12 protein-coding genes are annotated in these 13,009 nt (G+C 71.7%); 2 read left to right on the top strand and 10 right to left on the bottom strand.

The genetic code is table 11. The features are described 5' to 3' along the window. Positions 1-75: 75 nt before the first annotated feature. From FHR97_RS01295 to FHR97_RS01285, 3 genes are read right to left on the bottom strand one after another with little or no spacing between them, the layout of a single operon-like run. Positions 76-855 (bottom strand): class II glutamine amidotransferase, encoded by a 780-nt coding sequence (locus FHR97_RS01295; protein WP_183381959.1) that lies wholly within the window; start codon positions 853-855, stop codon positions 76-78. Next, a complete protein-coding gene (locus FHR97_RS01290) occupies positions 848-2,686 on the bottom strand; it encodes a vWA domain-containing protein (protein WP_183381958.1) in 1,839 nt (612 codons plus the stop codon). The genes FHR97_RS01295 and FHR97_RS01290 overlap by 8 nt, the downstream gene beginning before the upstream one ends. A gap of 9 nt (positions 2,687-2,695) precedes the next feature. After that, a complete protein-coding gene (locus FHR97_RS01285; protein WP_183381957.1) occupies positions 2,696-3,145 on the bottom strand; it encodes a hypothetical protein in 450 nt (149 codons plus the stop codon). A gap of 72 nt (positions 3,146-3,217) precedes the next feature. Here FHR97_RS01285 and FHR97_RS01280 point away from each other — a divergent pair, with 72 nt between their 5' ends. Then, entirely contained in the window at positions 3,218-5,332 is a 2,115-nt protein-coding gene (locus FHR97_RS01280; RefSeq protein WP_183381956.1) for a S9 family peptidase, read from the top strand. 12 nt (positions 5,333-5,344) lie between these two features. Here FHR97_RS01280 and FHR97_RS01275 read toward each other — a convergent pair whose 3' ends face one another. The 6 genes from FHR97_RS01275 to dnaX all read right to left on the bottom strand — a co-directional run bounded on the left by FHR97_RS01275 (position 5,345) and on the right by dnaX (position 10,455). Then, the gene (locus FHR97_RS01275) at positions 5,345-5,791 is read right to left on the bottom strand and encodes a YcgN family cysteine cluster protein (RefSeq protein ID WP_183381955.1); all 447 of its coding nucleotides are present in this window, start codon (positions 5,789-5,791) and stop codon (positions 5,345-5,347) included. 89 nt (positions 5,792-5,880) lie between these two features. Beyond that, positions 5,881-6,183 carry a YcgL domain-containing protein gene (locus FHR97_RS01270; RefSeq protein WP_183381954.1) on the bottom strand — a complete coding sequence of 101 codons (303 nt, stop codon included), beginning with the start codon at positions 6,181-6,183 and terminating at the stop codon, positions 5,881-5,883. Beyond that, on the bottom strand, positions 6,180-7,310 hold the full coding sequence (gene rnd / locus FHR97_RS01265) for a ribonuclease D (protein WP_183381953.1): 1,131 nt from the start codon (positions 7,308-7,310) through the stop codon (positions 6,180-6,182). Before rnd ends, FHR97_RS01270 begins: the two co-directional genes overlap by 4 nt. Positions 7,311-7,339: 29 nt before the next feature. Continuing rightward, positions 7,340-7,945: a recombination mediator RecR gene (recR, locus tag FHR97_RS01260; protein ID WP_183381952.1), complete on the bottom strand. Its 606-nt coding sequence runs from the start codon at positions 7,943-7,945 to the stop codon at positions 7,340-7,342. Positions 7,946-8,051: 106 nt separating this feature from the next. Beyond that, positions 8,052-8,378, bottom strand: coding sequence for a YbaB/EbfC family nucleoid-associated protein (locus FHR97_RS01255; RefSeq protein ID WP_126482235.1), 327 nt, complete (start codon positions 8,376-8,378; stop codon positions 8,052-8,054). Between the two features lie 52 nt (positions 8,379-8,430). Next, positions 8,431-10,455: a DNA polymerase III subunit gamma/tau gene (gene dnaX / locus FHR97_RS01250; RefSeq protein ID WP_183381951.1), complete on the bottom strand. Its 2,025-nt coding sequence runs from the start codon at positions 10,453-10,455 to the stop codon at positions 8,431-8,433. A 277-nt stretch (positions 10,456-10,732) separates the two neighbouring features. Here dnaX and FHR97_RS01245 point away from each other — a divergent pair, with 277 nt between their 5' ends. Continuing rightward, entirely contained in the window at positions 10,733-11,923 is a 1,191-nt protein-coding gene (locus FHR97_RS01245) for a hypothetical protein (protein WP_183381950.1), read from the top strand. A gap of 22 nt (positions 11,924-11,945) precedes the next feature. Here FHR97_RS01245 and FHR97_RS01240 read toward each other — a convergent pair whose 3' ends face one another. Then, positions 11,946-12,989, bottom strand: a complete 1,044-nt coding sequence (locus FHR97_RS01240; RefSeq protein WP_183381949.1) for an endonuclease/exonuclease/phosphatase family protein — start codon at positions 12,987-12,989, stop codon at positions 11,946-11,948. Positions 12,990-13,009 lie beyond the last annotated feature (20 nt).

Here is a 13,009-nt window from a genome sequence, read left to right as displayed (position 1 = left end):
CTTGCGGTCGATCCTTGTTGTTCTGGGCCTACCCTATACCAGCGGCTTCTACGCTGTAAAACGAACGATTGAAACTTACGTTTTATAATGCCCCTGGATCTCGCCGCCTCGCCAGACCAGCAGTTCGCCGGGCTGCATGCGCACCCAGTCCTCGTTGTCGGTGAGCGGCTCGGTAGCGATCACCGAGACCACGTCGTCGGGGGTGGTGTGCTCGGCGAAATTCACCGCCAGTTCGGCATCCGAGAGGCTCGCCTTGCCGAACGGCGCCCGACGGGTGATGTGAGCCAGCTTGGTGGAGCAGAAGGTGTAGAGATAGTCGCCATCGGCGAGCAGCAGATTGAACACGCCGAGACCGCGCAATCGCTCGCAGAGGGCATGCAGGTGCTGCCACAGCTCGTGACGGGCCGCCGGCGGCTCCGGGAAGCGGCGGCGCAGCTCGCCCATCAGCCAGCAGAAGGCATGCTCGCTGTCGGTGTCGCCCACCGGCCGATAGAAGGATAGCGGCAGGGGCTCCCAGCCGCCGAGCTGGCCGTTGTGGGCGTAGCACCAGGGCTGGCCCCACATCTCCCGGGTGAAGGGATGGGTGTTGGCCAGGCGCACCGGGCCGACGTTGGCCTGGCGGATATGGCTGATCACGATATGCGACTTGATCGGGTAGTCGCAGATCAGCCGGGCGATGGGCGAGTGTACGGAAGGATGCGGGTCGCGGAAGTCGCGATAGCCGCCGGCCTCGTAGAAGGCGATACCCCAGCCGTCGCGGTGCGGGCCGGTGCCGCCGCCACGATGCAGGAAACCGGTAAAGCTGAAGCAGATATCGGTCGGCACGTTGGCGCTCATGCCCAGCAGTTCACACATGCGGTTCCTCCCGGGAATGGGTCACGGCACGGCGGCGCCGGCGACGCCAGAGGAGCAGGACCAGCAGCGACAGCACCGCCAGGGTGAGGCCGACCCACAGGCGCGGGTCGTCGCGGAAGCGGGCCGCCAGCCCTTCGAGGCCTGGCCGGCCGGCCTGCCACCAGTCGCGCAGCCTGGCCGGTGCGGCATTGACGGCCTCGACGAAGCGGTCGGCGAGGTTGGGCTCGGGGCGGGCCGGCTCGGCCCCGTCGTCCGCGGCGCCGAAGCGCTCGGCGGCCAGGGTCGGGCCGGCCATGTCGGCCCGGCCGATGCCCACCCGGGCGTCGGGGTTGAGGATCAGGCGCGGCAGGCGCAGCTCGCGGGTCTCCCCGTCCAGGGTGAGGGTCGCCGTGAGCAGCAGCGGCTGGCTGAGCGCCTCGTCCAGCGGCGGCAGCGGCAGGTGCCAGCGGGCCTCCCCCACCGCCTCGGCCTCGAGGCGCTCGCCGCGCAGGTCTCCCCGGATCGCGGTATTGTCGCGGTTGAGACGCGGATGCTCGGCGACCAGCACCACGCGACCGGCGGCCGGGTCGTGGGCGACGCCGATGGCCGGCAGCACGTTCACCGCCTGGCTGCGCTGGCGCGCGAAGCCCTCGCCCTCGGCCCGGATCACCAGCCGGGCATTGCCGGTCAGGGCCGGCGCCGGGAGCCGCCCCCGATAACGCCCCTGGTCATCGGCCTCGAGGGTGACCGAGGCCTGCACCTCGCCGTCGAGGTCGCGCAGGCTGGCGGTCAGGGTGGTGGTCGGAGGGGCTTCGGCGCCGGGCGACCGGGCCAACCAGGCCTCCACCGGCACGGCGAAGCCCTGGTAGAGGGTGGCCGGCAGCGGCGCGATGCGCAGGTGCCAGGGCGAGCTCACGCTGATCCGGCTCTTCTCGCCCACCGGCCCCTCCAGGCGCCACTCCCCGGGCGCCGGGTCCGGGATGCGGATCAGGTCGAAGCGCGGCTCCACCTGCCAACGCACCGCGTCCGGCGCCGTCTCGGCCCGGTAGCGGCTGCCATCGGGGGCCACCAGGGTCAGTGGGGAGGCGCCGGGGTCGTGGAAGATCAACGCGGAGAGACTCTCGACCCCGTCGTCCACCAGGAAGCGCCCCTCCTCCAGCTGCAGCCGGTCGGCGGGGAAGATGCGCTCGATGATGTCCAGGAAGGCGCCGAGCAGCCCGTCCGGGGAGGTCGCCACGCTGGCCAGGCCACCGGTGAGCTGGGCCAGGCGCTCGACCAGGGCCAGGTCGGCCTCGTCGGAGAAGGCGATGGCATGGATGGCCACGCCCTGGTCGGCGAGCGCGGGCGCCAGCTCCTCCACCAGGCGCTGCCGGGACCGGCGGTCGATGGCCGGCTTGGCCCCCCGGGACGGCGACAGGTCGATGACGCCATCGGTCATCAGGATCAGGTGGCGCCAGCCGTTGGCCTCGGCCCCGGCGGCCTGGCGCAGCGCGGCCTCGATATCGGTGTACTGCTGATACTCCTGGAGCGCCGGCGGCAGGGACAGCGCGCGCTCCCGCCAGTCTTCCGAGACCTCCCCCAGCGGCAGCGGATTGTCGACCGTCTCGCCGAAGGTCCAGACCCCGGCGCTCACGCCTTCCGGCAGCAGCGACACCAGCAGGTCCATGGCGCTCACCGCCAGGCGATCGGGATCGTTGGTGCGCATGCTGCCGGAGACATCGACGACCACGCGCACGTCCGGCCGTTCCTCCGGCGCCTGGGCCGGGGCCGTCGTCACCATGCCCAGCAGACAGGCCAGCCCCAGCAGCGCTGCCCCCGCGGCTCGCCTCCAGTACCGCCCCGCTTTGCCCATCGAGGTTCCTTAGCCGATCACCGGCTCCCGTCGCTCGTCGCCGCCACCCTGGCGGCCCCGTGGGGCCGACGCGTCCGCGTCGTCGCGCCTGGCGTCACGCCCGGCCGGCCGCACGGTGTGGCGACCGCGGCGCCACAGCAGCAGACCGACCAGGGTCCCGAGACCCGCCGCCACGGCGACCAGCAGCAGGGCCGGCGCCATGGCCCCGACATCGCCCTCGAGGAAGGCCAGGCCGGCCACCACCACGGCCGGGGCGAGACCGGTGTAGAATTCCCCCTCTTCCATCAGCGGCAGCCGGAAGCTCGCCGGCACCCACATCACCCCGGCGACCGCCCAGGTGATCATCAGGCGGGGCAGGCGCGGCAGGAAGGCCAGGCCCAGGTAGCCGGTCCCCAGGACCACCAGCGACAGCAGCGCGTAGCTCAGCCATAGTAGGGACATCGAATCCGAAATCAGCATCGGTACCTCGTCTTCACGGCCTCACAGGCCGCACGTTGTTGAATTCACACTGAGTATGGTACATCCCGCACCATGAAAGCACAGCCACCTAGTGACCGGGACCGCGTCCCGACGCCCCTCATCTCATCTCCCATCCCCCACTTCCGGCGACGGGACGACCCCGAATGGCACTGGCTGGAGAACCGCGACGACCCCCGGGTGCCGGCGTTCCTCGAGGCCGCCAATGACCAGGCGCGGCATTGGTTCGCCCCCCTGGACGACCTGACCGAGCGCCTCTACCACGGCCACCTGGCGCGTCGCGAGTTGGCCATCCGGGGCCTGCCGACGGCGCTCGACCACTATACGGTATGGAGCGAGACGGCGGTGGATGCCGATCATCCGGTGTGGTGGCGCCATCCCAACGGCCAGCCCGAGACCGCCGAGGCCTTCCTCGACCTGGAGAGCCGTTCCCGGGCGCACGCCTTCTACGAGGTCGGCGACATGGCGCTGTCCCCCGACGAGGCCTGGCTGGCCTGGACGGAGGACACCCGCGGCGACGAGACCTTCACCCTGCAGCTCAGGCGGCTGCCCGACGGCGAGCCGACGGTGCTGCTCGAGGCGATCGGCCCCGAACTGTGCTGGGCGGAGGACGGCGCCACCCTGCTGTTCACCCGCTTCGATGCCACCCAGCGCCCCGAGAGCATCTGGCGGCTGTGCCTCGCCCTGGACGCCGGCCTTCCCCGCCCCGGCGGCGACCCGGTGCTGGTGCTGCGGGAGGACGATCCGGAGTTCTGGCTGGGCCTCGGCAAGACCCGCTCCCGGGCCTGGCTGATGCTGGAGTCCGCATCCAAGGACACCAGTGAGGTCCAACTGGTTCCGGCCCGGGCACCGGACACACCGCCGCGCCTGTTTCGCGCCCGGGAGCACGGCGTCGAGTACGCCGTCGACCACCGTCCGGGGCACTTCTACGTGCTGCACAACCGCCAGGCCCCGCACTTCTGTCTCGACCGGGTCGACGAGGCCCGTCCCGACGCCGAGGGCGAGCGGCTGATCGCCCACCGGGCCGACACCACCCTGGAGGGCATCGACGCCTTCGCCTGGGGGCTGGTGGCCACCGAGCGGGATCACCATCAGGCCCAGGTGCGGCTGCGGGTGCTCGAGTACGACGAGCGACACGAGTGCCGGCGCGACGAACGCCTGCCGATGCCCGAGACGCCCTGCAGCCTGGCCTTGGGCGATGCTCCCCACTTCGACACGCGACGCCTGCGATTGCGCGAGGAGTCCTTCACCCTGCCGGTGACCTGGGCGGAGATCGACCTGGACGACGGCAGCCGCCGGCAACTCAAGCGCCAGGCCGTGCACGGTGACCTGCAGCCCGACCAGCTCGCCTGCGAGCGGCTCTGGGCCCGCTCCCACGACGGCGAGCGCATCCCGGTCTCGGTGGTGATGCGCGCCGACCTGGTGGGCCACCCGCTGCCGACCCTGCTCTACGGCTACGGCGCCTACGGCGAGGTCCTCGACCCCTGGTTCTCGGTGGCCCGCCTGGAGCTGCTGGCCCGCGGGGTGGCCTTCGCGGTGGCCCATGTGCGGGGCGGGGGCGATCGTGGCGAGCCCTGGTACCTGGCCGGCAAGCTGGAGCACAAGGCCAACAGCTTCCAGGACTTCCTGGCCGCCCGCGACGCCCTGGTCGCCAAGGGCGTCAGCGACGGCGAGCGCATCGTCGCCTACGGGGCCAGCGCCGGGGGACTCCTGGTCGGCGCCAGCCTCAACCTGGCGCCGGAGAGCTTCTGCGCCGCGGTGCTCGACGTGCCCTTCGTCGACGTGCTGCGCACCATGGAGAATCCCGACCTGCCGCTGACCACCGCCGAGTACAGCGAATGGGGCAACCCCCAGGACCCGGCCGCCCGGCGCCGCATCCACGACTACTCGCCGCTGGACAACCTGCCCGATGCCCCCTGGCCGCCGGTGTTCCTCCAGGGCAGCTGGCACGACACCCGGGTGCCCTACTGGGAGCCGGCCAAGCTCTATGCCCGTCTCACCGAGCTGGCGCTGGCCCACGACGGCCCCGAGCATCGCCCCACCCTGCTGCGCACCGACATGGAGGCCGGCCACGGCGGCGCCTCGGGGCGCTTCAAGAGCTGGCACGACAATGCCCGCCAGGACGCCTTCATCCTCTGGGCGCTGGGGGTGGAGGGCCGGGACGCCTGATGGGCGGCGACCTCAGCCGTCGATGGGCAGGATGGCGATAATATGGTCCTCGAGCTCTTCCTCGGGAACGTCCCGCTGGGAGACGGCGAAGCCGCGCACGCTGATGCCCTTGCGATGGACCCGCTCGGGGTCCCCGGAGATCAGCGGGTGCCAGCCGGCCAGCTTGCGCCCTTCCGCCAGGCGGCGATAGGCGCAGGAGCCGGGCAGCCAGCGGAAGTCGTCGATGCGCTCGGGAGTCAGCTGCTGGCAGTCCGGCACCCTGGCGAAGCGGTTGTCGTAGTCGCTGCAGCGGCAGCTGCCGATATCCAGCAGCTGACAGGCGACGTTGAGCACCGCCAGGTCGCCCTCGTCGTCCTGGAACTTGAGCAGGCAGCACTGGCCGCAACCATCGCAGAGCGCCTCCCACTCCTCCTCGGTGAGCGCCTCCAGCGGGAAGCGCTCCCAGAACCGTTCTCTCATGTTCTCTCCTGCGCGGCGTCGAACACGACCCCGCGTGGTTCGCGCGGCATCGGGCGCGATGGACCACGCGCGGCAGCGGGCGCGCTAGACTAGTAGCGGGCCTCGGTGGGGGTGCGATAGAGATCCAGCAGGTAGTCCTCCTTGGCCGGCGGCATCTGCAGGTAGAAGCCCTTGTCCTCGATGGCGGCCATGACCGCGGCGGCGCGGGTCCGGGCCAGGGGCTTGTCCGGGGTGAGGATCAGCGTCATGGCGGACAGCGGCTTGCCGAAGCGCTCGAGCAGTGCCTCGGGCACGTCCTTGAGGCCACGGCGCTTGTCCACGTAGAGGTACATCTCGTCATGCCGCGCGCTCTTGAAGATCTCGCACAGCAGCTTGCCGTTCATGGTCGTCATGCGGGTTCCCCCACCTCGCCAAGGGCACGTTCCAGGGCATCGGCGAGCCGCTCGCCACGCCACCCGGTGGGCAGCGGCAGGGGCTCGCCCTTGAGTTGCGCGCTGGCCAGGGCCTCCAGCTCGCGTCGGCGCAGCAGCACCTCCGGGGCCACGCCCAGAGCCTCGGCCTCGGCGCCGACCACCTTCTTCATGGCCTTGAGGCGCTTCTTGAAGGCCGGGTCCAGCGGCGACAGCGGCGCCGCCGGCAGGCTGTCGGCCTCGGCGTGGCGCGCCTCGCGGACCCGCGCCAGCAGGCTATCGCCCTCGCGCTTGACCAGCGGCGGCTTGACGCCCTCCACCCCGGCCAGCTCATGGCGGTTCTCGGGCATCCGCTCGGCGATGGCGTACAGCAGCTTGTCGCTGACCAGCCAGCTGCGCGGCAGATCGCGGCGACGTACCTCGCCCTCGCGCCAGGCGGTCAGCCGGCGGTAGGCCTCGATCTGGCGCGGCGAGAGCCGCCACAGCTGGCGCTGGCGCAGGTACCACTGGCCATCCGCCTCGTCGCTGCGCACCTGGGCGAGCAGCTCGGCACAGTCCTCCTCCAACCAGGCCAGTCGGCCATGGCGGATGAGCGCCTCGCGCTGGCCGGCCCAGACGTCCAGCAGGTAGACCACGTCCAGGGCGGCATAGGTCTGCTGGGCCTCGGAGAGCGGCCGCTCCAACCAGTTGGAGCGCGTCTCGTCCTTGGGCAGGGTCTCGCCGACCCAGAACTCGACCAGCTTCTGGTAGCCCATGGCGGGCACCTCGCCGAGCAGCGACTGGGCGATCTGGGTATCCACCAGCGGCGCGACCGGTCCCCCGGCCCAGTGGGCGAGGACCTCCAGGTCCTCGCTGGAGGCATGCAGCAGCTTCAGCGGGCCCTCGGCCAGCAGGCGCCGGAAGGCCTCCGTGCAGGCCACCTCCAGGGGGTCGACCAGGTACGCCGGACCGCCGGCGCAGAACTGGATCAACGCCGGCACGGGATGGAAGGTCCGCTCGCGAAAGAACTCGGTGTCCAGGGCGATGACGTCGGCCCGGGCCACCTCGGCACAGGCGGCGTCGAGGGCCTCGGGGGTATCGATCCAGCGAATCTCGGGGGTCAGGGGCATGCGGGGTTCCGGGGGATGGTGGACGGCGGTCACTCGCCCTGGAAGGGCAGGCGACCGGTGAAGGCGCGGCTCAGGGTACCGCCATCGACGTACTCGAGCTCGCCGCCCATGGGCACGCCGTAGGCGAGGCGCGACAGCGTCACGCCCTGGGACGCGAGCTGGGCGGCGATGTAGTGGGCGGTGGCCTCCCCTTCCACGGTGGGGTTGGTGGCCAGGATCACCTCGGCGACGCCACCCTCGGCCACCCGGGCCTCGAGCTGGTCGAGGCCGATGTCCTCGGGGCCGATGCCGTCCAGCGGCGAGAGGTGACCGTGCAGCACGAAGTAGCGCCCCCGGTAGCCGCCCGCCTCCTCGATGGCGAGCTGGTCCGCGGGGGACTCCACCACGCACAGCACGGCGTCATCACGCCGCGCGCTCTCGCAGAGCGCGCAGACGGCCTCCTCGGTCAGGGTCCGGCAGCGCCGACAGTAGCCGACCTCCTCGAGGGCCACGCCGAGCACCTCGGCCAGCCGCCGGCCGCCGTCACGGTCACGCTCGAGCAGGTGCATGGCCATGCGCTGGGCGGTCTTGGGGCCGACGCCGGGCAGCACCCGGAGTGACTCCATGAGTCGCTCGACCAGGGGGGAAAAGCTCATTGGCAGCGTCTCACTGGCTCTGGCTGAAACTCGGGCGAGCGATGATCAGGCAAGGCAAACATCCTCGAAAAAACGGAGGTTACAAGCGCAGCCGGCTTCAGCCGAGTCAGAAGGGCATCTTGAAGCCCGGCGGCAGGTTCAGTCCGGCAGTGGCCTCTTCCATCATCTGCTTGGAGCTGGCCTCGACCTTGCGCACGGCGTCGTTGACCGCCGCGGCGAGCAGGTCCTCGAGGAGCTCCTTGTCCTCCTCCATGACGCTCGGGTCGATGTCGACCTTGATCACGTCGTGGCGGCCGTTCATGGTCACCTTGATCATGCCGGCGCCGGCCTCGCCCTGGACCTCGGCCTTGGCGACCTCCTCCTGGGCCTTCTGCATCTTTTCCTGCATCTCCTGGGCCTGCTTCATCAGGTTGCCCATTCCACCCTTCATCATGGCGGTATCCTCTCGATTGAATGGTCTTGCATCGGCTCGTGGTGATGACCGGTCAGGGGCGTGCCGGCGCGTCGGCGGGCTTGACGCTGGCCTCGATCAGGCGTGCCCCGAAGGTCTGCTGCAACTTCTGTATCTGCGGGTCGGCCTGCAGGGCTTCAACCGCCCGGGCGTGACGTTCGGCGGCGAGGCGGTCGGCGCGCTGGCGAGGCGTCTCGACGTCCTCGGGCAGCGGGCCGTCGGCGATGGTCAGGCGGCGCTCGACCCCCGCCGCCGCCAGGGCCTCGCGGATGCGCTCCACATGGACCTCGGCCTGCATGGCCGCCTGGGAAGGATCGAGCCGGAGCGTCAGCTCGCTGCCGTCATCGGCTTCGACCACGCAATGCGCCGCCAGGTTGCGCGTCAGCCCCGACAGCCCCAGCGCATCGAAGCCATGCAGCCAGGCATCATGGGTAAGCTCGCCCGCTTCCTGCTCCGGGGCCAGGACCGGCTCGCGGCTCGGCGTTGCGGCGGGCCTCTCTGGTGGCGACTCCGGGGTCGACGGCTCGGCGACCGGGGCCTCCACCGCCGGCGTCTCCACCGCCGGCGTCTCCACCGCCGGCGTCTCCACCGCCGACGTCGCGTCGGCCGGAGCCTGCACCAGCGGCGTCTCGGCGACCGGGCTTTCCACCACCGGCGCCCCGGCCGCCGGGCTCGGCGAGTCCGCCGGCGGTGTCGCCTCGGCGGGCTCCCGGGGCGGCGGGGGCTCGGCCGGCGGCTCGGACTTCGGGCGCGCCTGTGCAGGCACCGTCGCCTCGGGTGCCGGGGCCGGCGCCGTCGCCTCGGGGGCCGGCCCAGCAGACGCCGACGCCGCGGCGGCCGGGTCGGGCACGGCCTGGGGGGCCGGCGGCGCACTGGCCGAATCCTCGCCCTGGCTTGTCGGCGGCGTGCCGGGGTCTCCGCGCAACGGCAGCGGCGTCTGTGCCGGCTTGGGCACGCCCTGGGGCCGGAAGGCCAGCATGCGCAGCAGGGTCATCTCCAGGGCGGTGCGCAGGTCCGGCGCATGGGCCATGTCGCCACGTCCCTGGATGCCGATCTGGTAGTAGAGCTGGATGTCCTCGGCGGTGAAACGGCCGGCCAGCGCCAGCAGCGAGTCGCGGTCGCCGTGACCGTTGTCCAGGGCCTCGGGCACCATCTGGGCCACGGCCAGGCGGTGCAGCACGCCGGTGACGTCGTCGAGCACGCCGGCGAAATCCGGGCCCTGCTCGGCCAGGGCCGCCACCTCGGTGAGCACCCGGGCGGCATCGACCTCGGCCAGGGCCTCGAGCAGCGCCAGCACGTGGCGATGATCCAGGGTGCCGAGCATGGCCGCCACGTCGGCATGGCGCACCTCACCCTGGCCAAAGGCGATGGCCTGGTCGGTGAGGCTCATGGCATCGCGCATCGAGCCCTCGGCCGCCTTGCCCAGCAGCCACAGGGCGCTCTCCTCGAAGGGCACCGCCTCGGCCGCGAGCACCGTGGAGAGGTGGCCAACGATACGCTCCGGCGGCATGTGCTTGAGGGTGAACTGCAGGCAGCGCGACAGCACCGTGGGCGGCAGCTTCTGCGGGTCGGTGGTGGCCAGCAGGAACTTCACGTGGGGCGGCGGCTCTTCCAGAGTCTTGAGCAGCGCATTGAAGCTGCTGGTGGAGAGCATGTGCACCTCGTCGATGAGGTACACCTTGTAGCGCCCCTGAGTGGGCGCGTACTGCACGTTGTCGAGCAGCTCGCGGGTGTCCTCCACCTTGGTGCGGGAGGCGGCGTCGACCTCGATCAGGTCGACGAAGCGCCCCTGGTCGATGGCCTGGCAGCTGGGACACTGGCCGCAGGGGGTGGAGGTCACGCCCTCGTCGCCCCGCCCCGCCGCGGTGCAGTTCAGGCACTTGGCCAGTATCCGCGCCAGCGTCGTCTTACCCACGCCGCGGGTCCCGGTGAACAGGTAGGCGTGGTGCAGCCGACCCTGGTCGAGGGCGTTGACCAGGGCGCGCTGGACGTGCTCCTGGCCGACCAGTTCATGGAAGGTACGCGGCCGCCACTTGCGGGCCAGAACCTGATAGCTCATGCAGCTCGGAATCCTTGCAGCTGGGCTGGCTGGCAGCCGAACACGTCAACCCGCCGGCACGGGACGCACCCGCCGACAGGCCCGGGGAAAGTCGCCTCATTCTACCGGGTGGCGGCCAAGGCGCAAAGGTCATGGCCATCCCCGCCACCGATGGCCGTTGCCCCGGCTTGCGCCGCCCCCGCCGGCGCGCCACAGTGATCGCCATCGCCGCGGCCCCGCGTCCCGCACGCCGGCGCCCGCGTCCACCCCTTCAAGGCACGACAGGCAGGAAACCACGATGGACAGACCCTCGCCCCGGCCCCGCACGGCCGTCCTCTGCCTCATGGCCGCCGCCATGGTGCTGATGTCCTGGCTGGATACCGCCGACCGCCGCACGGAGGCCTACGTCGATGCCGCCATGGTCCAGGCCCTGGCCGCCTTCGCCACCGCCCGGGCCCTCAACGGCGGCATCTCGGTGCTGCAATCCACCGAGGTGGGCGTCGGGGTGGCCAGCACCCAGCCGCTGGAGGTGCTCGACCCGCTGAACGACCTGGTCGAGGACTACGCGGATGTCATGCAGCTCTCGATCGGTTCCCTGGTCACCCAGAAGGTGCTGGTCGAGATCGTCTCCACCGAGGCGTTCAAGCTGCTGCTGACCCTGAGCGGCCTGCTGCTGGTCCTCAGCCTCTTGCTGCGAGGGGGACGCCATGCGCCCGTCTTCCTCAAGGCCTTCCTGCTGGCCTCGCTCGCCCGCTTCCTGTTCGTCGTCGCCATGCTGCTCAACGGCCTGGTCGACCAGGCGGTCATCGACGCCCGGGCCGAGGCCAACATGGCCACCGTCGACGATCTGGCCAGCGATATCGCCGGGCTGGAGGGCCGCGCCGTCCTGGACGAACGCTCCCGGGACGCGCTCGAGGAGCGCCTGGCAGGGCTCGAGGCGGACAGGCAGCGGCTGGCGGCCGAGCGGGCCGAGGGTCGCCAGCGCCTGGGGACGGCCAGGGCCGCGGTGGGCCGGGCCAGCACCGAGCTGGCGCGCCACGAGGGCCAGATGGGGCTCGTCGAGCGGTTCAACGTCTTCCACGAGGATGCCGCCCAGGCGCGCCTGGAGGGACGTCTGGAGGCGCAGCGCGAGCGGCGGGACGAGATCCGCGAGGCGCAGCGCCGCCTCGCCGGGCGACTGGACGGCCTAGAGGCGGACATCGCCGAGACCCGCCAGGCCCTGAGGGGCGAGCCGGACGAGGGCTGGCTGTCCGGTCTGACGGCGCGGCTCGCCTCGCTGCGCGACGCGGCGAGCCTCGAGGCCCTCTCCGGCCGGGTGGAGGGGTCGATCACCGCCATGCTGACCCTGATGGCGCTGTTCCTGTTCCGGACCCTGCTGTTGCCCCTGGCCATGCTCGCCCTGCTGCTCAAGGGCTTCCGACTCATCTGGCGGCTCGACCACCGACACTGGCTCGGCCGGCGTGCCGAGCCTACCCCGGGCGAGGGTTGAGCGCATGCGCCGCCAGACGCCCTCAGGACTCACACAGCCGGCCGCTGCCGCGGATCTCGGCGAGCCGTGCGCCGGCGATGCCGCGGATGCGCGTCAGCTCGGCGGCGTCGTGCCAGGGGCGGCCGGCGACGATGGCCGCGGCCCGCGCCGGGCCGACATGGGGCAGGGTCTCCAGCTCGGCCGGGGCGCTGGCGTTGAGATCGATGCAGCGGGCCGCCATCACGGCGGCGGCGTCACTGGCCAGGCTCGCCAGGCGGCCACCGTGCAGGGCCAGGTAGACCGGCGCATGGTCCGAGACGCGATCCCGGGCCCTCGCATGGTCGAGGCCCACCAGGGCGGGAAAGCGGACCATGCCGAGGTCGGCGGGACTCAGGCGGTCCGGGCGATACCAGATGTTGTCGTAGCGGCTGGCGTAGCGCCCATCGGCGTTGGACAGGGTGGTCGCCTGGTCGGCGAGGGCCGGCACCGCGCCCAGCGCACGCAGCGGCGCCCAGGCTTCATGGTCCGCCGGCAGGTTGAAGTCGCCCATCAGCAGGCGGGCAGTGTCGGGATGGGCCTCGGCGAGCCACTGCCAGTAATCGGCCAGGGCGGCGATCTCCGGCAGGCGGTCGTCGACCCCCTCGCCGTAGACCACATGCACCGAGGCGGCCACGAAGGCCTCGCCACTCTGGCGGTCGCGGAACCGCGCCGAATAGGGCTCCCGGGCGAACACGTCGCCAGGGTCGAGGAACACCACCGCCCCGTCGAGGTACTCGACCTCGGCCTCCCGCCACAGGAAGCCGTAATGCTCCTGGTAGCGGCCACGCCCCAGCGCGTGGCTGGCCATGGCCGACCAGGGCTCGCCCGAGACCGCCTCGAGGGCACGCTCCAGCCGTCCCAGCGCCGCCGGGTCCATCAGTTCCTGCACCGCCAGCAGGTCGAAGTGATCGGCCACCCGGGCGACCAGGTCGACGCGCTTGTCATTGTTCCAGCCCAGATGCTCGATGTTCCAGCTGCCGACCACCGCATCGGCCTCGGCCGACACCGACAGCACGGCGAGAGCCGCCGCCATGGCGAGACGCTGCATGCCCTTCCCCCCGACAAAGG

It is taken from the genome of Halomonas stenophila, from assembly GCF_014192275.1.
Lineage (GTDB): Bacteria > Pseudomonadota > Gammaproteobacteria > Pseudomonadales > Halomonadaceae > Halomonas > Halomonas stenophila.
This window is presented reverse-complemented; position numbering and strand designations above follow the sequence as displayed.